Annotated in this window: 20 protein-coding genes and 1 pseudogene; 8 read left to right on the top strand and 13 right to left on the bottom strand. The window is 65.9% G+C overall.

Annotated features, from left to right (window positions below; translation table 11 throughout):
- Positions 1–9 precede the first annotated feature (9 nt).
- From BLU18_RS02540 to BLU18_RS02510, 7 genes are all read right to left on the bottom strand, one after another.
- Positions 10–471, bottom strand: coding sequence for a NuoI/complex I 23 kDa subunit family protein (locus tag BLU18_RS02540; RefSeq protein ID WP_092630984.1), 462 nt, complete (start codon positions 469–471; stop codon positions 10–12).
- On the bottom strand, positions 471–1,583 hold the full coding sequence (locus BLU18_RS02535; RefSeq protein ID WP_092630981.1) for a complex I subunit 1/NuoH family protein: 1,113 nt from the start codon (positions 1,581–1,583) through the stop codon (positions 471–473). Before BLU18_RS02535 ends, BLU18_RS02540 begins: the two co-directional genes overlap by 1 nt.
- Positions 1,583–3,247: an NADH-quinone oxidoreductase subunit D gene (locus tag BLU18_RS02530; protein ID WP_092630978.1), complete on the bottom strand. Its 1,665-nt coding sequence runs from the start codon at positions 3,245–3,247 to the stop codon at positions 1,583–1,585. Before BLU18_RS02530 ends, BLU18_RS02535 begins: the two co-directional genes overlap by 1 nt.
- Entirely contained in the window at positions 3,244–3,951 is a 708-nt protein-coding gene (locus BLU18_RS02525) for an NADH-quinone oxidoreductase subunit B (protein WP_092630974.1), read from the bottom strand. The genes BLU18_RS02530 and BLU18_RS02525 overlap by 4 nt, the downstream gene beginning before the upstream one ends.
- Positions 3,948–4,361 (bottom strand): NADH-quinone oxidoreductase subunit A, encoded by a 414-nt coding sequence (locus BLU18_RS02520; RefSeq protein ID WP_092630971.1) that lies wholly within the window; start codon positions 4,359–4,361, stop codon positions 3,948–3,950. Before BLU18_RS02520 ends, BLU18_RS02525 begins: the two co-directional genes overlap by 4 nt.
- Positions 4,362–4,491: 130 nt before the next feature.
- Complete coding sequence (gene purE, locus BLU18_RS02515; protein WP_092630968.1) at positions 4,492–5,109, bottom strand: 5-(carboxyamino)imidazole ribonucleotide mutase; 618 nt, start codon at positions 5,107–5,109, stop codon at positions 4,492–4,494.
- Positions 5,106–6,269, bottom strand: a complete 1,164-nt coding sequence (locus BLU18_RS02510; protein ID WP_092630965.1) for a 5-(carboxyamino)imidazole ribonucleotide synthase — start codon at positions 6,267–6,269, stop codon at positions 5,106–5,108. Before BLU18_RS02510 ends, purE begins: the two co-directional genes overlap by 4 nt.
- Positions 6,270–6,423: 154 nt before the next feature.
- Between BLU18_RS02510 and BLU18_RS02505 the strand changes: the two genes are divergently transcribed.
- On the top strand, positions 6,424–6,714 hold the full coding sequence (locus BLU18_RS02505; RefSeq protein WP_092630962.1) for a DUF8011 family protein: 291 nt from the start codon (positions 6,424–6,426) through the stop codon (positions 6,712–6,714).
- Positions 6,715–6,759: 45 nt separating this feature from the next.
- Here BLU18_RS02505 and purH read toward each other — a convergent pair whose 3' ends face one another.
- Positions 6,760–8,337, bottom strand: coding sequence for a bifunctional phosphoribosylaminoimidazolecarboxamide formyltransferase/IMP cyclohydrolase (gene purH / locus BLU18_RS02500; RefSeq protein ID WP_092630959.1), 1,578 nt, complete (start codon positions 8,335–8,337; stop codon positions 6,760–6,762).
- 108 nt (positions 8,338–8,445) lie between these two features.
- Between purH and purB the strand changes: the two genes are divergently transcribed.
- From purB to BLU18_RS02470, 6 genes are all read left to right on the top strand, one after another.
- Positions 8,446–9,822 (top strand): adenylosuccinate lyase, encoded by a 1,377-nt coding sequence (gene purB, locus BLU18_RS02495; RefSeq protein ID WP_092630956.1) that lies wholly within the window; start codon positions 8,446–8,448, stop codon positions 9,820–9,822.
- A 58-nt stretch (positions 9,823–9,880) separates the two neighbouring features.
- The gene (locus BLU18_RS02490) at positions 9,881–10,225 is read left to right on the top strand and encodes a glutaredoxin family protein (RefSeq protein WP_092630953.1); all 345 of its coding nucleotides are present in this window, start codon (positions 9,881–9,883) and stop codon (positions 10,223–10,225) included.
- A 100-nt stretch (positions 10,226–10,325) separates the two neighbouring features.
- Positions 10,326–10,889 carry a DUF7110 family protein gene (locus BLU18_RS02485; protein ID WP_092630950.1) on the top strand — a complete coding sequence of 188 codons (564 nt, stop codon included), beginning with the start codon at positions 10,326–10,328 and terminating at the stop codon, positions 10,887–10,889.
- A gap of 118 nt (positions 10,890–11,007) precedes the next feature.
- Positions 11,008–11,190: a DUF5786 family protein gene (locus BLU18_RS02480; protein WP_092630947.1), complete on the top strand. Its 183-nt coding sequence runs from the start codon at positions 11,008–11,010 to the stop codon at positions 11,188–11,190.
- A gap of 149 nt (positions 11,191–11,339) precedes the next feature.
- On the top strand, positions 11,340–12,308 hold the full coding sequence (locus BLU18_RS02475; RefSeq protein WP_092630944.1) for a phosphoadenosine phosphosulfate reductase family protein: 969 nt from the start codon (positions 11,340–11,342) through the stop codon (positions 12,306–12,308).
- Between the two features lie 88 nt (positions 12,309–12,396).
- Positions 12,397–13,104 (top strand): diphthine--ammonia ligase, encoded by a 708-nt coding sequence (locus tag BLU18_RS02470; protein ID WP_092630941.1) that lies wholly within the window; start codon positions 12,397–12,399, stop codon positions 13,102–13,104.
- Here the strand turns inward: BLU18_RS02470 and BLU18_RS02465 are convergent.
- Entirely contained in the window at positions 13,101–14,069 is a 969-nt protein-coding gene (locus BLU18_RS02465; RefSeq protein ID WP_092630938.1) for a nucleotidyltransferase family protein, read from the bottom strand. The genes BLU18_RS02470 and BLU18_RS02465 overlap by 4 nt on opposite strands.
- 86 nt (positions 14,070–14,155) lie before the next feature.
- Here BLU18_RS02465 and BLU18_RS02460 point away from each other — a divergent pair, with 86 nt between their 5' ends.
- The gene (locus BLU18_RS02460; protein WP_092630935.1) at positions 14,156–14,434 is read left to right on the top strand and encodes a transcriptional regulator; all 279 of its coding nucleotides are present in this window, start codon (positions 14,156–14,158) and stop codon (positions 14,432–14,434) included.
- 329 nt (positions 14,435–14,763) lie between these two features.
- On the opposite strand, the pseudogene BLU18_RS02455 reads toward BLU18_RS02460, so the two are convergent.
- The 4 genes and pseudogenes from BLU18_RS02455 to BLU18_RS02440 form a co-directional block, all read right to left on the bottom strand.
- Positions 14,764–15,975: pseudogene (locus BLU18_RS02455) on the bottom strand (ABC transporter ATP-binding protein); the annotation flags it as partial.
- The gene (locus BLU18_RS02450; RefSeq protein WP_092630929.1) at positions 15,972–17,012 is read right to left on the bottom strand and encodes an ABC transporter ATP-binding protein; all 1,041 of its coding nucleotides are present in this window, start codon (positions 17,010–17,012) and stop codon (positions 15,972–15,974) included. The gene BLU18_RS02450 and the pseudogene BLU18_RS02455, both read right to left, overlap by 4 nt.
- Complete coding sequence (locus BLU18_RS02445) at positions 17,009–18,169, bottom strand: ABC transporter permease (RefSeq protein ID WP_092630926.1); 1,161 nt, start codon at positions 18,167–18,169, stop codon at positions 17,009–17,011. The genes BLU18_RS02450 and BLU18_RS02445 overlap by 4 nt, the downstream gene beginning before the upstream one ends.
- A complete protein-coding gene (locus BLU18_RS02440; protein WP_092630923.1) occupies positions 18,169–19,137 on the bottom strand; it encodes an ABC transporter permease in 969 nt (322 codons plus the stop codon). The genes BLU18_RS02445 and BLU18_RS02440 overlap by 1 nt, the downstream gene beginning before the upstream one ends.
- Between the last annotated feature and the right edge of the window lie 4 nt (positions 19,138–19,141).

Here is a 19,141-nt window from a genome sequence, read left to right as displayed (position 1 = left end):
GCTCGCCTGTTACTGGTAGTCGATTTCGCCGTCGCCCTCGCCAATCCACGCGCTCCGGTCGGGATTGCGGGACTCCAAGGGGTCGATGCCCTTGTACCACGGGACGTTCTTCAGCTGCTCTTTGTTGTAGACGAAGTCGTCCTTGGTGTCGGCGGTGAACTCGAAGTTCTGCGTGAGGAGGATGGCGTCGACGGGACACACCTCCTCGCAGAGCCGGCAGTAGATGCACTGTCCGATGTGCAGGTTGTACTGCTCGCCGTTGCGCTTGTCGTCCTGCACGATCTGAATCGTGTCGTTCGGACAGACGTTTTCGCACTGTCGGCACCAGATACAGCGCTCCTGGCTGAACTTGTGGACGCCGCGGAACCGGGGACTGACCTCCGGGGCCACGTCCGGGTACTCGACGGTGAACGTCTTGCCGTCCAGTGCGTGCTTCATCGTCGTCGCCATGCCTTTGAGAATTCCAATCATTACGCGATCACTCCCACGAGGATTGCCGTGAGGACGAGGTTAGCGAAGGAGAGCACGAGCATCCCCTTCCAACCGATTTCTATCAACTGGTCGATGCGCACGCGCGGGACCGCGGAGCGGGCCCACTGCGTGAACAGGAAGAACGCCCACATCTTGATGACCATCCAGACGAACCCGGGCAGGACCGGTCCCGCCGGGCCGCCGAGGAAGAGGACGGCGATCAGCGCGCCGCCCAGGAAGATGTGGATGAACTCCCCGAGGTAGAACAGCACGAAGTAGACGCTGGAGTACTCGGTCTGGTACCCGGCGACGATTTCGGTCGGTGCCTCCGGGATGTCGAAGGGGTTCCGACCGATTTCGGCCAGGTTCGCTATCACGAACAGGACGAACGCGAACGGGTTGACGAACGCGTACCAGCCCGGAATGGCGATGCCGGCCACCGTCACGAGCGTCTCCGTCTGTGCAGCGACGATTTCGCTCGTCCGGAACGTGCCGGCGAAGATGATGACCGACGCTGCCGTGACGACGAGCGGAATCTCGTAAGCGAGGTTCTGCGCGATGGAGCGCAGCGACCCCAGCAGCGAGTACTTGTTGTTCGAGGCGTAGCCGGCCATCACGAGACCGAGCGACGCGATGGAGCCAGCCGCGAACGCGAACACGATGCCCGTCTCGGGGTCGGCCAACTGGAGGCCACTCCCGAGCGGAATGACCGCGAAGCCGAGCAGCGCCGAGAACGGCAGGATGATGGGTGCGATGTCCCACGCCGGCCGGTCGACGCCGTCGGGGATGATGAGCTCTTTCGAGAGCAGACGGACGGCGTCGGCGACGATGATGAGCAGGCCGAACGGCCCGATTCGGTTGACCGCGATGCGGTCCGTGAACGCCGCCGTAATCTTTCGTTTGGCCCACGGTCCGGCCACCGCCGTCATCGCCAGCATGATGTTGGCGATGAGGAAGGCGCCGATGAGTCCGCCCACCAGGTCACCGACGGTGCCGGAGAGTCCGAGCGCGCCGGAGATGGTTTCGGGGAGTGTCGTCACCGGTCCCGCCGCGCTGGCGTTCGCGGTGCCCGTCGGTGTCGCTGTCCCCGACTGCAGGACCACCGGTTCCATCAGCGATCCACCTCACCGAGGACGATGTCGAGGCTGCCGAGCGCCGCGACCAAGTCCGGGATGTACTCGCCGTTCGACATCTCGGGGAGCGTCTGGAGGTTGGAGAAACACGGGCTTCGAATCTTGAACCGCGCCGGTTTCTCCGTCCCGTCCGCTCGCACGTAGATGCCGAGTTCGCCTTTCGCCCCTTCGACGGCGCGGTAGACCTCCGTGTCGTCGTCCGGCCGGATGGTCCGCGGCACGTTCGACTGGATGTTGCGCTCGTCTTCCGGCCAATCTTCGAGCAGGTCGACACACTGCTCGATGATCTTCGCCGACTCCTCGACTTCGCGCAGGCGGACGAGCAGGCGGCTGTAGTTGTCACAGCCGTCCTCGACGCACACGTCCCAGTCGAGTTCGTCGTAGTAGCCGTAGGGGTCGTCACGGCGCAGGTCGTAGTCGATGCCCGACCCGCGAGCGACGGGGCCCGTCGCGCCGTAGCTCTTGGCGACTTCCGGCGGCAGGACGCCCGTGTCGACGGTCCGGGCCTGCAGAATCTCGTTCGCCGAGATGAGGTCGTGGTACTCCTCGAGGGCCTCCGGAAGGTCGTCGAGGAAGTCACGGACCATTTCGAAGAAGTCCTCGCGCGGTTCGGGCAGGTCCCAGACCACACCACCGAGTCGGAAGTAGTTGAACATCAGGCGCTGGCCGGTCAGCTCTTCGAGGATGTTCTGTGTCTTCTCGCGGTCCCGGACGGCGTACATGAAGATGGCGGTGAAGTCGCCGTACACGTCGAGCGCGAAGGTACCGACCGCGAGCATGTGCGCCGCGATGCGGCAGAGTTCGGCGCCCATCGTCCGGATGATCTGTGCGTACTCCGGCACCTCGATGTCCGCGAGGTCCTCCGCAACGCGGGCGTACGCCCACTCGTTGAGCAGGCCCGCCGAGATGTAGTCCCAGCGGTCCGGGTACGGCATGATCTGGTAGCGGTAGGTGCCCTGCTGACAGATCTGCTCCTCGCAGCGGTGGAGGTAGCCGATGTCGGACTCCACGTCGACCACCTGCTCGCCGTCGAGGACGGTCTTGAGGTGGAGGACGCCGTGAGTCGCCGGGTGGTGCGGGCCGATGTTCAGGAACATCGTGTCGCCCGCGTCGCTCTTGTGGTCCTCCTGCAGCGGGTTGGCGTGTTCACGCAGGGGGACGATCTGCGGGCGGTCCTGGTCGTAATCCTGCCCGAGCGGGTGGCCCTGCCACGTCTCGGGGAGGAGGATGCGACGCAGGTCCGGATGATCGTCGTACTCGATGCCGACGAGGTCGTAGGCCTCCCGTTCGTGCCAGTCGGCGGTGCGGTAGACGGGTTCCGCGGACTCGCTCACGGGGTCGTCCGTCGGCGTCGGGACGACGACGCTCACCTCGTCGGTCGGGTCGTCGTACTTTTTCAGATGGTAGATAGACTCGTAGCGGTCCTCGTACTCCTGTGCGGTGACACAGGAGAGGTGGTCGTACCCCGCCTCGTCGCGCAGGCGGAAGAGCACGTCCTGTACCTCGTCGGGGCGGACGACGAAGCCCGGCGCGTTGAGGTGGTCGTCTCGGTCGAGGACGTACTCGCCGATGAGCGACTCGATTTCCTCGGCGGTCGTCTGTGCGGACTCGACGGTGTCCGGCTGGGATTCTTCGAGACTCATGGTGAATCGGCCCAGTTATAACGCATAACGAGGTCGTCTTCGTCTATCTCGTCGGACAGCTTGTCGACAACTTCGTCGCGTTCGAGGTCGCTGAACTTCTCGAGTTCGTACGGCTTGACCGTCACCGGCGAACTCTCGCCGTTGGCGATGCGCTCTTGCAGCTTGGCGACGCCGTAGATGAGCGCCTCCGGCCGCGGCGGACAGCCGGGGACGTGGATGTCGACCGGGATGACCTCCTCGGCCCCCTTCACGACGTTGTACCCCTCCTGGAACGGCCCGCCGGAGATGGTACACGACCCCATGCTGACGACGAACTTGGGTTCGGGCATCTGGTCGTAGACCCGCTTCATCCGCGGGGCGAACTTCGAGACGATGGTCCCCGGGACGATGATGACGTCCGCCTGTCGCGGCGACGCGCGCGGGACGCCGGCCCCGAAGCGGTCGAGGTCGTGTTTGACAGCGTACGTGTGCATCATCTCGATGCTACAGCAAGCGATGCCGAACTGTAGCATGAACATCGAGGAGCCACGCACCCACTCCATGAATCGGTCGAACTTCGTGAGGATGAACGGCGACGAGCCGAACGCCTCGCGAAGTTTTGAGTTGAACCGGTTGTCGGTTCCCGACGCCCCGAGACGGGCGTCGCGTGTCTCGTTTCCTACCTGCCGTGTGTCGGTGACGAATCGTTCCTGTTCACTACTCATGATTGACGCTCCGTTTTACGACGGTTCGCACGCGGACTCTTGACCCACTCGACCGCGCCGTTCCGCCAGGCCCAGACGAGACCGACGACGAGAACCCCGATGAACACCAGCATCGGCACGAGGGTCTGGCCGAGAGTCGCCCCGTTCTCCAGCGCGGACCGATAGATCAGGGTCCACGGGAAGATCAGGACGGTCTCGACGTCGAAGACGAGGAACAGCAGCGCGACCATGTAGTACTGGATGTTGAACTGGACGTGCGCCGTTCCCGTCGGGACCTCACCACTCTCGTAGATGACGGTCTTTCCTTGTTCGGTGATTGACGGTCGGAGAAGCGCGGACACCACCATCATACCGATGGGGATGCCGACACCGACGACGCCGAGTGCACCGATTGCTATCCACTCATTCATACCTGAGTTCCTGTCGTCTCGGCGGTTAGGAGGCCACCCCCATAAGCGTTGATTTATGCCTCGTCACGATTTGCGGGGGTATAACGCCCGTATTCTGCCGATTCACGCCCTGTCGCGCCGGGCGGGATTCTCACTCTCGTCGCTCGCGGAACCCGTCGATACCGTGGTCGTGCAGCGATTGCGACACGTCGGCGACGCCCGCCCGCAACTCTGCGTGTTCGGCTTCCAATCGGTCGACCAGTTCGTCGTGTTCGCGCCCGAGAATCTGGACGGCCGACAGCGCCGCGTTGTACGATTTCCCCGCGTCGACGGCGACGATAGGCGCGCCCGTCGGCATGCCGATGACCGAATCCACCGACTTCTCCTGAACGGGGACGCCGATGACCGGAAGCGGATAGGCGATAGACGCCGTCATGTTCGGCAGGTCGGCGGACTTCCCGCCCGCGCCCGCGACGATAACATCTAGTCCCCGGTCGGCCGCCGTCTCGCCGTAGGCGTACATCAGGTCCGGCGTCCGGTGGGCCGAGACGACGTAGCTCTCGAAGGTGAAGCGTGCCTCCGTCGGGTCGTCGTACTCCGTCTGCTCGGCGAACCCGAGTTCGCGGAGGGCGTCGTACGCGCCCGCCATCACGTCGAGGTCCGAGTCGGACCCCATGATGATGCCCACCTCGGGCGTCTCCTCGCTCGGGGCTGGGTCATCGGCCTGTGCGTGCAGTTCGTCGATGAGGGAGTCGATGCCGTCGCTCATTGGAAGGTGAGGCTGTCGCGCAGTTCGCGTGTCGATTCCAGCAGGTCGGTCACGTCGCCGCCGTCCTCCGCCGTCGCCGTGATGTGGCCCATCTTTCGCAGCGGGTACACCTGCTCTTTGCCGTACCAGTGGAGGTGGGCCGCCTCACTCTTGAGGACGTTCTCGATGCCGGCGACTTCCGCCGGTTGCGTCTCGTCGACGGTGCCGAGGATGTTCGCGCTCACCGTCGGCGCGCGCTGTTTGGTCGAGCCGAGTGGCCACCCGAGCACCGCGCGGGCGTGCTGTTCGAACTGCGAGGTGACCGCGCCCTCGATGCTCCAGTGCCCGGAGTTGTGGGGGCGGGGCGCGATTTCGTTCACCAGAATCTCGCTGTCGGGCGTCTCGAACAGTTCGATGCCGAACACGCCCCGGCCGTCGAGGGCGTCGAGCACTTCGCGGGCGACGGTCTGGGCGCGCTCCGCCGTCGCCGTGCTCATCCGCGCCGGGACGATAGTCTCGCGGAGAATCTCCTCCTCGTGAACGTTCTCGCCGACGGGGAAGGTCCGCACCTCGTCGGCGCCCTGCACGCCGATGACCGAGACTTCGCGCTCGAAGTCGACGAACGTCTCCGCGAGAGCGTTCGGGTCGTCGAGCGACCCGACTTCCCGAATCGCGTCTTCGGCTTCGTCGACCGAGTGGACGGGGATATTCCCCCGGCCGTCGTAGCCACCGTGGCGCGCCTTCAGCATGACGGCGCCGAACTCCTCGACGGCGGCTTCGAGGTCTGCCACCGAGTCGACGCGGCGGTAGTCGGGAACCGGAATATCGGCCGCCGAGAGCATCTCCTTCTCCGCGAACTTGTCCTGAATCGTCCGGAGCGTCTCGGGCGTCGGGTGGACCGGCACGTCCGCGTCCTCGCTCGCACTCGCGAGGTGGTCCGGGTCCGCGAGCTCGATTTCGTAGGTGAGCGCGTCGGTGCGCTCGGCCAGTCGGCCGATTGCCTCCGGGTCGTCGAAGTCGCCGACGATTTGGTCGCGAGCGACCGGTGCGGCCGGACAGTCCGGCGTCGGGTCGAGAACGATTACCTCGACGCCGAGTGGCGCGGCCGCCTCGGCTATCATCCGGCCGAGTTGGCCACCGCCGACGACGCCGAGCGTCGGTCCGGGGACGGTTATCGTCATACCCGGTCGTGGTGCCGAGTCGCGCTTAAACGTTGTTGAACGGGGCGGAGAACGGGGACTCGCACGACCTGTTGGACGACGGTTCCGACGCGAGACTGTGACCCACGTTTCAGCCATCCAAACAGTTTACGAGGTGGCTCCTCTGGGGGCGCGTGTGGACAGACTCTCACAGATACTGTTTCGCGAACCGGACGGACAGCGGAAGGGATACCTCTTCTTGCTCTTCTCGGCTCTCTCGCTGCTCGGGTGGCTGTACTTCGGCCTCGTACTCGGCGCCTCACACCTATTTCTCTTCTTAGGCATCTCGTTCGCGTGCTCTGGCGTCGCCGAATCGCTGCCACCGAATCGGCGCCGCCTAGTGGGCGTACTGCGAATACTGGCGGTTGGCGTCCCCGCCGTGCTCATCGTTCTCATCCTGACGACACCAGAACTACTGCTGGGCTAGACGGATGCGGTAATTGTCTGCAGGTTCCCTTCCGCGACGGGGTGCTCAGTCGTGTCGGAACGTCCGCTTGCCGGTGAAGGCCATCGCCATGTCGTGTTCGTCGGCAGCGGCGATGACGTCCTCGTCGTTGACGGAGCCGCCCGGCTGAATCACGGCGGCGATGCCCGACTTCGCCGCCTCCTCGATGCCGTCCGGGAACGGGAAGAAGGCGTCCGAGGCCATCACTGCACCCTCCGCGGACTTGCCCTCGGCGTGTTCCTCGGCTTTCATCGCCGCGAGTCGCACGGCGTCGACGCGGCTGACCTGTCCCATGCCGACGCCCACCGTCTCCGTGCCCGTCGCGAACAGGATGCCGTTGGACTTGACGTGTTTGAGCGTCCGCCACGCGAACAGCATCGTCTCGATTTCCTCGTCGGTCGGCGCACGCTCCGTGACGATTTCGAGGTCGTCGCGCGTCGGCACCCAGTCGTCGCGCTCTTGGACGAGTCGGCCGCCGGTGAGCGGTTTCTCCGTCAGTGCGCCGCGGTCCCCGCTCAGTTCGCCCACGTCGAGGACGCGGAGGTTGTCCTTCTCGGTGAGGACGTCGAGGGCGCCGTCGGTGTAGCCCGGCGCGACGACGACTTCCTTGAACGACTCGACGATGGCCGACGCGGTGTCGGCGTCGCAGGTGCGGTTGAGCGCCACGATGCCGCCGAAGGCGCTCATCTCGTCCGTCGAGAGGGCGTCGGCGTAGGCGTCGGCCAGCGAGTCGGCCGTCGCACACCCCGCCGGGTTGGTGTGTTTGATGACCGCCGCCGCGGGGTCGTCGAACTCGCGGACCAGGTCGAGCGCGGCGTCGGCGTCGTTGTAGTTGTTGTACGACAGCGCCTTCGCGCCCTCGTTCAACTGGTCGGCGTGGACGACGCTCGCGGCGTCGCTCGCGGCGTCGGCGTAGAGCGCCGCGTCCTGGTGGGGGTTCTCGCCGTAGCGAAGCGTCCGACTCCGGTCGTCGGAGACGACGCGCCGGGCAGGGAACTGGCCTGCCTCGTCGCCCTCGACAGTGACGCCGTCGTCGTCGACGGTGACGCGGTCCTCGGCGAACCAGCGGACGGCGCGCGGATACGCCTTGAACTCCGCCCGGTAGAGGACGCGCTCTTTCAGGTCGTCGGCGTCGTCGCCCTCGTGGACCGGCACCGCCTCCTGCGTGACGATGGGGCCGGCGTCGAGTTCCTCGGTGGCGACGTGGACGGTACAGCCCGTGGTCCGGACGCCGGCGTCGAGTGCCTGCTGGTGGGCGTCCTCGCCGCGGAAGGCGGGCAGGAGCGAGGGATGGATATTCAACACGGTCGGCAGGGCGTCGAGGCAGTCGCCCGAGAGGACGCGCATGTAGCCGTCGAGACAGACCAGGTCGAACTCGTAGTCGTCGAGGTGGGCGAGGACGCGTTCCTCGTGGTCGGCGTGCGATTCCTCGTCGCCGCGCTCGACAACTTCCGTCGGAATCCCTCGGTCGGCTGCCGCCGAGAGCGCCGGTGCCGATTCGTCATCCGTCAGGACCACTGCCACCTCGGCGCCGCCGGGTGCCATGTCCGCGATGTGCATCAGGTTCCGTCCGCGATTGCCGGCGAGACCCGCGATTCGGAGCATGGTCGTGGGAGGTCCGCGCGAGGGAAAAACAGTTCCGACTCTCGTGGGCGCGCCCGTCGCTCCGAGCCGACCGGCACGTTTTTGCGTCACCCACGGCCACAGCGCAGTATGACCGATTTACCACGGAGCGACCCGCTCGCGGCCGTCTCGCCGCTCGACGGGCGCTACGCTCGCTACACCGAACCGCTGGTGCCCTACGCCAGCGAGTCGGCACTCATGCGCGCCCGCGTCCGCGTCGAAGTCGAATACTTGCTCGCGCTGGCCGACCTCGACGCGACGCCAGTCACCGTCGACGACCCCGCGGCGCTTCGGGACTGCTACGAGTCGTTCGACGCCGAGGACGCCCGCCTCGTCAAGCGTCTCGAAACCGAGGGTGCCGAGGGCTATTCCGCCACGAATCACGACGTGAAGGCCGTGGAGTACTTCCTGCGGACGCGAACCGACGAGTCGCTCTACCCGTGGATTCACTTCGGCCTGACCAGCGAGGACGTGAACAACCTCGCGCACCGCCTCCTCCTCAAACCCGCCGTGGAGGACGTACTCGTCCCCGCGCTGGAAGACGTGCGTGACCAACTCGCTTCGCTCGCCCGCGACTACCGCGACACGCCGATGCTCGCCCGCACCCACGGCCAACCGGCGACGCCGACCACCTTCGGCAAGGAGATGGCCGTCGTCGCCGCCCGCCTCGGGCAGACGCTGGGTCGGGTTCGCGACGCCGCCGATGGCCTCGCGGGCAAACTCGCGGGCGCCTCGGGCACCTACGCCGCTCACGACGCCGCCTATCCGGACGTGGACTGGCCCGCCTTCGCTCGCGAGTTCGTGACGGGACTGGGGTTGGACCACACGCCCCTCGCGACGCAGGTCAACCCCTGTGACGACATCGCGGCGCTCTTCGACGCCCTCCGCGGCGTCAACAACGTCCTCCTCGATTTGGACCGGGACGCGTGGCTCTACGTCTCCGACCGCTATCTCGGCCAGCGCGCCGTCGAGGGCGAGACGGGGTCGTCGACGATGCCCCACAAGGTCAACCCCATCGACTTCGAGAACAGCGAGGGCAACCTCTCGAAGGCCAACTCCGACCTGACCTTCCTCGCCGACTACGTCACCACCTCTCGACTCCAGCGTGACCTCTCGGACTCCACCGTCAAGCGGAACATGGGCGCGGCGCTCGGCCACTGTCTCATCGCCTACCGCAAGACCGAGGCGGGCTTAGAGAAAATCGTGCCGAACGAGCAGGTGATGCGCGAGGAACTGGAGTCGACGCCCGAAATCATCGGCGAGGCGGTCCAGACCATCCTCCGTCGCGAGGGCGACACCGAGGCCTACGAGCGCGTGAAAGAGCTCACCCGAGGCCAGCGCGTGACCCTCGACGACTTCCGTGCCCTGTTCGATGACTTGGACGTCGACGAGTCGGTCCGTGAGGAACTCCGCGCGCTGACGCCCGCGGGCTACGTCGGGCGCGCGTCGGAGTTGGCGACCGAGTAACGCCGCTGACCGACGGCGGTGCGCAACCCCTTTCACCCGTCGTGTCGTACGTGTTGGTATGACGTTCCAACCCGGGAGCGACCTCGACGCCGATACCGTCCAAGAGCGAGTCGACGCCGCTATCGAGGACAACGACGTGGTGCTGTTCATGAAGGGCAACCGCCTCATGCCCCAGTGTGGCTACTCTCAGCGCGCCCTCGAACTCATCAGCCAGTACGTCGAGGACTTCGAAACGGTCGACGTGTTGCCGGCGGTGGACGAGTTCCGCGACGCCCTCGAAGCCCACAGCGGGTGGGAGACGACACCGCAGACGTTCGTCGACGGCGAGTTCATCGGCGGGAGCGACATCCTCGCCGAACTCGACGAACGGGGCGAACTCGAAGCCAAGCTCACCGTCGAGTGAGACGTGTTCGACACCCAAGGCGAACAGCAGGTCATATAAGCACACGCCCCCTACTAAGGAGTAGACGGGCGTAGCGGTGCCACCTCGCCGAGAACAAACTATGTCAGGCCGCGTATATCGACTCCATTCGACACTCGAACTGCCACTCGAAGACGTGCAAGACTACTTCGAGGAGGACCCGGACCTCCCACCGGAAATTGCAGACGTCAACCTCACCCGACGCAACAACACGCTCATCCTCAAGGCCGTCGCCGAGGACGAGAACCTGAGCAAGTACACGCCGACGGCTCAGCTGAAAGCCAGCGTCACCGAGACGCGGGTGTACGAGGAAGAGCCACCTCGTGCCGGCGGGCCGTGGCAGGAGGAAGAAGAGGAGATTCCGTCCGAACTCGTCGAGTTCGCCTGCTTCAAGGGCGACCGCGAGACGGTGCTCCAGAACACCGCGCTCCAGTACCCGATGTTCCTCGTCCTGCGAGACATCGCGCGGATGTCCGAGAAGGGGACGCTCACAGCTATCGTCGAGGAGGACGACGAACTCGGAGCGACGCGCATCGTTGAGGGCGAAGACCGACCCGCGTCGGTCGAAGTCGTCGAGAACCCCAGCCAGTCACAGGCCGAGAAAAACGGCGTCGACTGGCGGGACAATCAGTTCATCTCGGACTGACGACGCCACCAACGGCCGCCGCGACTGCCGTAGCGAGTAGTTTTCTCTCACCGCTATCGAATCCCTCCCGCTGATTCCACATCGGACCCTTTAATCCGTCCCCCGCCGAGGGTAGCGTATGGGCTTTGGGAGCTACGACGAATCCGAGCAGAAGAACCAAGAGGTAGACGCAGACGACGACAGCGAGGGAGTCAGCGTTCGAGAGAACGACCACGAGGGCACTGTCTCGTTCGAAACGGACGCGTCGACCGACGACTTGGTCGGCCGTCTCGACGAGATGAAAGACGAGGACGACGAGTAGTCCACCCGCTCGATTTTTCGCGTCTCCCGACGGCTTCGATACTTCGTCCCGAGCGACCGCAGTCGAGAACCCGGCGCTGTCAGCGATAGTCGCAACTGCGTCGCATGTCAAAAGGCACTTTACGGTCGGTAATTACATGTAATTACACGATGAGCGAGTTCCCAGATTACCTCGACGTCGACTACACGGACGGCGAGGGCGAGTCGCCGGACGACTATCCGACGCTCGAAGACAAAATCGAGAAGGCAATCGAAGTCACCCGCATCGGGCTGGAGCAGTACGAGAACCCTGCCGTCATGTGGACGGGCGGCAAGGACTCGACGCTCACCCTCTACTTCATCAAGGAAGTCGCCGAGCAGTTCGACCTCGAGACGCCGCCCGCGGTGTTCATCGACCACTACCAGCACTTCGACGCCATCCACGACTTCGTGGACCACTGGGCCGAGAAGTGGGACCTCGACGTCATCTACGCCCGCAACGAGGACGTGGGCGAGTACGTCGAGGCCAACGGCCTCACGCCCGGCGACGAGATTCCGATTTCGGAGCTCTCCGAGCACAACCAGCACCACGTCCGCAACATCCTCGAGTACGAGGACGACACCTTCCCGTTCCTGCTCGACACCTACGTCGGCAACCACCTGCTGAAGACCGTCGCGCTCAACGATGCGCTCGAAGAGTACGACATCGACGGCGTCATCTCCGGCGTCCGCTGGGACGAACAGGAGGCTCGCGCTGACGAGACGTTCTTCAGCCCGCGCCACGACCCCGACATCTACCCGCCCCACGACCGCATTCAGCCGATTCTCCAGTTCGCGGAGCGCGACGTGTGGGACGCCTTCTGGAACTACGTCGTCCCCGACACCGTCGAGGGCTTCCCGGATGAGGGCTACGTGCCCCAGAGCGCCGAGGACCTGCCCAACGGCCTGACGCAGGACGACATCCCCGTCAGCCCGAAGTACTTCGCCGGCTTCCGCTCGCTCGGCAGCGAAGTCAGCACCGAGAAATCCGACGAAGAGCCCGCGTGGCTTCAGGACATCGAGAACACGACCGAACGCGCCGGCCGTGCCCAGGACAAGGAGGACCTGATGGAGCGCCTCCGCGACCTGGGCTACATGTAAGCAGTCGGTAGCCACTCTTACCACGCTGTCTCGGAGCGAATTCCGAGAGAAACACAGCCTCTAACCTTCTCCCCGTCGTAGCGTCCCCATGAGCGACGACTGGGTCAGCCTCTTTTCCGGCGGCAAGGACTCCTCGTGGGCGCTGTATCGCGCGCTCGAATCGGGGCGGGACGTGACGCGACTGGTGACGGTCCACCCCGGCGACGACTCCTACATGTACCACGTCCCGGCGACGAATCTCGCCTCTCTCGCCGCCGAGAGCATCGGCATCGACCTCCTCGAAATCACGCCCGACGACTTGGGCGCCGAAGCCGCGACGGACGCGAGCGCACAGGGCGACGCCGAACTCGAACCGCTGGAGGCCGCGCTTCGCGAACTCGCCGCCGACGGCCTCACCGGCGTCACCGCCGGCGCCGTCGAGAGCGAGTTCCAGACCAGTCGCATCGAAGCCATGTGCGACCGACTGGGCGTCGACCTCTACGCCCCCCTGTGGCAGCGCGACCCCGTGACGCTCGCGGAGGAGATGCTCGACGCTGGCTTCGAGATTCGCATCGTCCAAGTCGCCGCCGCGGGCCTCGACGAATCGTGGCTGGGGCGGCGTCTCGACGCCGACGCGCTCGCGGAGTTGGTCGACCTCAACGACACGTACGGCGTCCATCCCCTCGGCGAGGGCGGAGAGTTCGAGACACTGGTGACCGACGCACCGCACATGGCCCGCCCCATCGAACTCGAGTGGGAACGAGTGTGGGAGGGGTCGCGGGGCCACCTCAGAATTACGGACGCTCGCTTGGGTTAATCGCCGTTCGTCATCGTCGAGTGGGCGCCGATGAGTGCGTCCGCGAGGTCGAGGTTCTCGACGCGCGTCTCCTCGTCGATGATCGACCGGCGCACGTCCGCGTCGCGGATGGTCGCGTTCGGGAAGACAACGGTGCGTTCGAGCGTCGAGTTCTCCACCTCTGCGCCGTCCATCACGTGGACGTTGCCGTGGAGTTCGCTGTCGGTGACCGTCGCGTCCGGGTGGACGCGCACGTCGCCGTCGAGGTGCCACGCGACGGCGTCGAGGTAACTCTCCGGCGTCCCGATGTCGAACCACGCGCCGTCGAAGGTAAAGGCGTGGACGGGCTGTCGGGACTGAATCCACTGGATGAACCACCCCGGTTCGTCGGGGTTCTCGCCCGCGTCGAGATACTCGTCGAAGAGCGGTAGCGTCTCCGCCGGGAACGCGTAGCAGGCGATGGAGACGAGCGTACTCTTCGGGTCGTCGGGTTTCTCCTGAAAGTCGACGACGCGGTCGCCGTCGAGGTCGACGAGGCCGTACGACCGCGCCCGGTCTTTCGAGCCCACGTCGTACGCGGCCAGCGTGGGGGTCTCCTTGGCTTCGAAGAAGTCGACGAACTCCGCCACGTCGAAACTGATGAGGTTGTCACCGGCGATGACGACGAGGTCCTCGTCGACGTTCTCGCGGTCGATGAGCTGTGCGAGCGCACCGACGACGCCGAACTTCTCGTCTTCGCCCCTCGTGTCCTCGACGGAGAGCGTCGGCTTCTCGAATCCGCTGTCGTCGAGATAGGTGGCGAACTCGTCGGCAAATCGCTCGTTCGTGCTGACGTAGACTTCAGAGATACGGTCGTCCGCTTCCAGGTCCTCGAAGACGGTGTCGATGACGGTTGACTCCCCGACAGGGAGGAACATCTTGGGCCGATGTTTGGTGATTGGCCAGAGGCGAGTCGCATACCCTCCCGCCAGGACGATAGCCTTCATACCCCACCCGACCGACCACAGCGCTAAGTTCTTTTTGTATCCGGCGGGGTGGCAAGGGATTTGTCGCCGCCCGCGCAACGTCCGGCATGGAGTCGACGACACGGGAACGCATCGCCGAGGTGCTTCGCGAGGGACCGGCGACGGCGAGCGAACTCTCGACCCAGGTCGGAACGGCCCGGTCTGCCGTCTACGACCACCTGCACCACGTCTCGCAGTCCATCGGCGACGACGAGGAGATGCTGGTCTCGCCGCCCACCTGTCGGGACTGTGGCTTCGACGGCTTCGACGACCCGATCAACGAACCCTCGAACTGCCCCGAGTGCCGGAGCGAGAACATCGACGAACCAGCGTTCCTGATCGACTAGTCTTCGAGGTGGCAGGCGCGCTCCCTGACCCCGCCGAACGCCTCGTAGAGTTCGTCGGCGGCGGCGCCCGCCTGCCCGGCGAGCAAGGCGTCGATGGCGTCGCCCACCGCACGCTCGGCGTCGCCGTCCGATATCGGGTCGGGGAGTCGGAAGGCCGCCCGAACCGCCAGTCGGTCCACCTCGCCGGCGCGGTCAGCCTCGTTCGCACACCGCCGTTCGAGGTGGTCGCGCACCGTCGCCTCGCCGGCGTCGACGCGCGTCGCGACCCACACGCGAAGCCGCTTGATTGCCGCCCACGTCTCGCTGTCGACCGCCCCCGTTGCCGGGGCGAGGTCGGGACGCTCGCGCCGACACACGGTCGGGAAGGCGTCGGCGAGGCGGTCGGCGGCCCCGTCCACGTCGTCCGCGACCAGGCTGTCGAGGGCATCCGCCACGGCCGCCTCCGCCTTTCCGTCCGACAGCGTCGCGGGCACGCCGAACTCCTCGCGAATTGCGGCCCGAACCGCGTCGGGGTCGGCGGCCGCGGGGTCGTCGTCCGCCGCCGCGTACGTCCGGGCGGCCTCGATATCGACGCCGTCGGCGAGCACTCGCAGGCGGAAATCAAGCACCGCTCGCCACGTCTCGCTATCGAGGTCGTAGTCCTCGTCGGGAATTACCTCGGGGCAGCGAGTGTGGAACCGACACCCCGGCGGCGGGTCGGACGGACTCGGCACGTCGCCCGTGAGCGTCGTACCCTGCCCTCGACGGCGGGGGTCGGCCACCGGCGTCGACCCCAAGAGCGCGCGGGTGTAGGGGTGGCGCGGGTCCTCGAAGAGCTCCTCGGTCGGCGCCGTCTCGACGATTTCGCCGAGGTACATCACCGCCACTCGGTCACAGACTTCGCGGACGACGCCGAGGTCGTGACTGATGACGACGAGTGCGAGTCCGAACGACTGCTGGAGGCGGTCGATGAGGTCGAGGATGTCCGCCTGCACGCTCACGTCCAACGCGCTCACGGGTTCGTCGGCGACTATCAGGTCGGGGTTACAGACCAGCGCACGCGCCAGTCCCACGCGCTGTTTCTGCCCGCCGGAGAGCTCGTGGGGGTAGCGGTCCACGTCCGCGGCGTCGAGGCCGACGCGGTCGAGGAGGTCCGCGACGATGCGCCGCCGTCGCTCCCGGTCGCGCACGCCGTGGATTTGCAGGGGTTCGGCGACTGACTCGCCGATGCTCATCCGCGGGTCGAAACTCGACGTGGGGTCCTGAAACACCATCTGCGCCCGGCGGCGAAAGCGCGTCAGCGCCCGGTTGTCGTAGTCGGTCACGTCCTCGCCGTCGAAGACGACGTGCCCGTCGGTCGGTTCTTCGAGTCGGAGCGTCGCCCTCGCCGCCGTCGACTTGCCACACCCCGACTCGCCGACGAGACCGAGCGTCTCCCCCCGGTCGACGGTGAAACTGATGCCGTCGACGGCGCGGACGCGACCCACCTCTTTCCGGAGGACGCCCTCGGTCACCGGGTAATGTTTCGTCAACCCCTCCACGTCGAGGAGCGGTCGGGTCACGACTGGCCCTCCCCGCCCCCGTCGGTCAGGCGCGTCTCCCGGTCGTCCCGAACCACCGAGGGGTCGCCGCCGGGTTCGTAGTGGACACAGGAGACGACGTGGTCGGGGTCGTCGTCGGCCGCACAGGCGGGCGGTTGCTCGCCCTCCGAGCACGCGTCGACGGCGTACGAACACCGGGGGTGGAACCGACAGCCGTCGGGCGGGTCCGTCGCCGGCGGGAGCGTCCCGCCGATGGCGGCGCCCTCGCCGCGCCCCGGCAGACACTCCAAGAGGGCGCGGGTGTAGGGATGGGACGGCCGCTCGAACACGTCGAAGACGCCGCCGCGTTCCATCACCTTCCCGGCGTACATCACGACCACGCGGTCCGCGACTTCCGCGACGACGCCGAGGTCGTGGGTGATGAGCAGGATGCTCATGTCGAACTCGTCTTGGAGTTCGCGGAGGAGGTCGAGAATCTGGTTCTGGATGGTCACGTCGAGCGCCGTCGTGGGTTCGTCCGCGATGAGAAGGTCGGGACTGGTGGCGAGCGCCATCGCCAGCGAGACGCGCTGTTTCATCCCGCCCGAGAACTCGTGTGGGTAGTCGTCGAATCGCCGGGTCGCCTCCGGAATCCCCACGCGGTCGAGGAGGTCGATGGCCCGCGACCGAGCGGTGGGTTCGTCCACGTCCTCGTGGAGGCGAATCGCTTCGACGATTTGCCAGCCGACGGTGTAGACGGGGTTGAGCGCCCCCTGTGGGTTCTGGAAGACGTGCGCGATGCGGTCGCCGCGGAGCGAGCGGAGTTCGGCGTCGGAGAGCGTCGTCAGGTCCCGCCCGTCGAAGACGATTTCGCCGCCCGCAATCTCGCCGGGCGGCGTCCGGATGAGTCGGGTGATTGACTCGCCGGTGACGGTCTTGCCGCTCCCGGACTCGCCGACGAGACAGACCGTCTCGCCGCGGTCGACGTCGAAACTGACGCCGTCGACGGCGCGGACGAGTCCCTCGTCGGTGTGAAAGACGGTGCGCAGGTCACGGATCGAGAGTAGTGGCTCGGTCATGTCTCCTGTCGGGGGTCGAGCGCGTCACGGAGCGCGTCGCCCATGAAGTTGAACGCGAGGATGGTCGTAAAGAGGAACACGCCGGGGAACGTCGACACCCACCACGCCGTCGAGAGGTCGCTCCGCCCGGTGGCGATGACCTGCCCCCACGAGGGGACGGTCGGGTCGCCCAGCGAGAGGAAGGAGAGCGACGCCTCGAAGAGGATGAAGCCCGGAATGAGCAGCGTCGCGGCGGTGATGACGCTGTTCGAGACGTTCGGCACGAGATGCCGGCGGATGATGTAGAGCGTCCCGCCGCCGGCACCTCGGGCGGCGGTGATGTACGCCTCCTCGGCGCGCTGGAGCGCCTCCGAGCGGACGAGTCGCGCAATCGACCCCCAACCCGTCAGTCCGAAGATGACGATGAACATGAACAGGCTTCCGCCGAAGAGGTAGGTGAGCAAGAGATAGAGGAAGAAGGCGGGGAAGACGAGTTGGATGTCGACGTAGCGCATCAGGAGTTCGTCGACCAGTCCGCCGCCGTAGGCGGCGACGGTGCCTACCGTCGTCCCGATGGTGATGACCAGCAGGGTGGAGATGAGACCGACCTTCATGCTCACCTGCATCCCGTAGACGACGAGAACGAGGATGTCCTTCCCGTCGCCCGTGGTGCCGAGGGGGTGGGCCATCGTCCCCTGACACCGCCCGTCGACGACGGACCCGATACAGTTCACGGGCACCGTCGAATCCACGCTCGTGAAGGCCGGCGGCTGGTAGGCTTGTTCGAGCGCGAGCGTCGGCTTCTCGAGGACGAGCGGCCCGATGACGCCGATGCAGAAGACGACGAGCAGGTAGACGAGGCCCACCACCGCCATCCGGTTCTTCCGAAATTCGCGCCAGTAGTAGGCAGTCAGTCGCCGGTTCGTACAGAGCGGGACGATGGCGTAGAAGCCGAGTGCGAGTAGCGTCGCCACGAACAGCCAGTCGAGTTGCGTGACGTTCCACTCGACGGGTACGGTAATCGTCGGCCGGTTCGCGGGCAAGACGAGGTAGTCGTAGCAGAAGGCGGCGACGAGTGCGAGACCCGTCAACGCCGCCGCCCAGTCGCGTCGCGAGAGCGTCGCCAGCCGAGTATCCGTCTCCGACCAGTCGATGGATTCGAAGGTGTCCTCGCTCATCAGCGATCACCGTAGTCGATTCGCGGGTCCAACACGGTGTAGGCCACGTCCTGTATCAGGTTGCCGATAACCGAGACGAACGTGAAGATGAGCGTCGTCCCCAACACGAGCGACGTGTCCTGTGCGAGGATGGCGTTGTACGAGAGCTGGCCCAGCCCGGGGATACCGAAGACGACTTCCACGAGGTACGACGCCGCGAGGAAGATGCCGAGGATGTCGCCGACGAGGATGGTCATCAGCGGCACCGCCGCCGGGCGCAGGATGTGTCGCGTGAGGATGCGGAACTCGCTCGCGCCCTTGGATTTCGCCGTCTTGACGAACTCGCTCTCGACGTACTCCAGCGCCTCCGCTCGCGAATACCGCATGATGCCCGCGATGGTGCCCGTCACCAACACGATGACGGGCAAGACGAGTTGCCGCGCCATCGCGAGGCTCAGGAAGGGCACGTCGGAGTCGAACACCACCGGGAACCAGCCCAGCTGGACGCCAAAGACGAGGAGGAGGATGATGGCGAACCAGAAGTTGGGGATGGCGTAGCCGAAGAAGGCGACGAAGGTTGCGGCGTAGTCCGTCTTCGTGTACTGGTTCGTGGCCGAGTAGAGGCCGATGGAGAGTCCGAGCAGAATCGAGAGAATCGTCGTCGGGATGGAGTAGATGGCCGTGTAGGGGAGTGCGCTGGCGATGGCGGTGCTGACTGGCTGGGAGCGACTCTGTGACCACCCCCAGTTGAGCGTCGCCATGTTGACCATGTACTCGCGGTAGCGCGCCCACGGCGAGCGGTCGAGGCCACGCCGTGCTTCGAAGGCCTCCTCCGCGGCTTCGGCGGACCCCCCGCTTGACGCCGCTTGGAACTGCATCTGCTCGGCCGCCGGGTTCGGCGTAATCGCGAGCAACCCCCACGTAGTCGAGAGGATGAGAAACGTGGCGACGACCGACCACAGCACCCGCCGAACCACGTACCAGCGCATACTC

It is taken from the genome of Haloplanus vescus, assembly GCF_900107665.1.
In the GTDB taxonomy this organism is placed as follows: Archaea; Halobacteriota; Halobacteria; order Halobacteriales; family Haloferacaceae; genus Haloplanus; species Haloplanus vescus.
Note: the sequence above shows the minus strand (reverse complement) of the source record. Positions and strands in the feature narration are given on the sequence as shown.

What these genes read in the sequence shown, in the direction of transcription:
- BLU18_RS02540 (WP_092630984.1), bottom strand. Translation starts at nt 471, where the DNA reads ATGATTGGAATTCTCAAAGGCATGGCGACGACGATGAAGCACGCACTG.
- BLU18_RS02520 (WP_092630971.1), bottom strand. Translation starts at nt 4,361, where the DNA reads ATGAATGAGTGGATAGCAATCGGTGCACTCGGCGTCGTCGGTGTCGGC.
- BLU18_RS02510 (WP_092630965.1), bottom strand. Translation starts at nt 6,269, where the DNA reads ATGACGATAACCGTCCCCGGACCGACGCTCGGCGTCGTCGGCGGTGGC.
- purE (WP_092630968.1), bottom strand. Translation starts at nt 5,109, where the DNA reads ATGAGCGACGGCATCGACTCCCTCATCGACGAACTGCACGCACAGGCC.
- BLU18_RS02445 (WP_092630926.1), bottom strand. Translation starts at nt 18,169, where the DNA reads ATGAGCGAGGACACCTTCGAATCCATCGACTGGTCGGAGACGGATACT.
- BLU18_RS02465 (WP_092630938.1), bottom strand. Translation starts at nt 14,069, where the DNA reads ATGAAGGCTATCGTCCTGGCGGGAGGGTATGCGACTCGCCTCTGGCCA.
- BLU18_RS02480 (WP_092630947.1), top strand. Translation starts at nt 11,008, where the DNA reads ATGGGCTTTGGGAGCTACGACGAATCCGAGCAGAAGAACCAAGAGGTA.
- BLU18_RS02460 (WP_092630935.1), top strand. Translation starts at nt 14,156, where the DNA reads ATGGAGTCGACGACACGGGAACGCATCGCCGAGGTGCTTCGCGAGGGA.
- BLU18_RS02450 (WP_092630929.1), bottom strand. Translation starts at nt 17,012, where the DNA reads ATGACCGAGCCACTACTCTCGATCCGTGACCTGCGCACCGTCTTTCAC.
- BLU18_RS02530 (WP_092630978.1), bottom strand. Translation starts at nt 3,247, where the DNA reads ATGAGTCTCGAAGAATCCCAGCCGGACACCGTCGAGTCCGCACAGACG.
- BLU18_RS02535 (WP_092630981.1), bottom strand. Translation starts at nt 1,583, where the DNA reads ATGGAACCGGTGGTCCTGCAGTCGGGGACAGCGACACCGACGGGCACC.
- purH (WP_092630959.1), bottom strand. Translation starts at nt 8,337, where the DNA reads ATGCTCCGAATCGCGGGTCTCGCCGGCAATCGCGGACGGAACCTGATG.
- BLU18_RS02525 (WP_092630974.1), bottom strand. Translation starts at nt 3,951, where the DNA reads ATGAGTAGTGAACAGGAACGATTCGTCACCGACACACGGCAGGTAGGA.
- BLU18_RS02490 (WP_092630953.1), top strand. Translation starts at nt 9,881, where the DNA reads ATGACGTTCCAACCCGGGAGCGACCTCGACGCCGATACCGTCCAAGAG.
- BLU18_RS02470 (WP_092630941.1), top strand. Translation starts at nt 12,397, where the DNA reads ATGAGCGACGACTGGGTCAGCCTCTTTTCCGGCGGCAAGGACTCCTCG.
- purB (WP_092630956.1), top strand. Translation starts at nt 8,446, where the DNA reads ATGACCGATTTACCACGGAGCGACCCGCTCGCGGCCGTCTCGCCGCTC.
- BLU18_RS02475 (WP_092630944.1), top strand. Translation starts at nt 11,340, where the DNA reads ATGAGCGAGTTCCCAGATTACCTCGACGTCGACTACACGGACGGCGAG.
- BLU18_RS02440 (WP_092630923.1), bottom strand. Translation starts at nt 19,137, where the DNA reads ATGCGCTGGTACGTGGTTCGGCGGGTGCTGTGGTCGGTCGTCGCCACG.
- BLU18_RS02485 (WP_092630950.1), top strand. Translation starts at nt 10,326, where the DNA reads ATGTCAGGCCGCGTATATCGACTCCATTCGACACTCGAACTGCCACTC.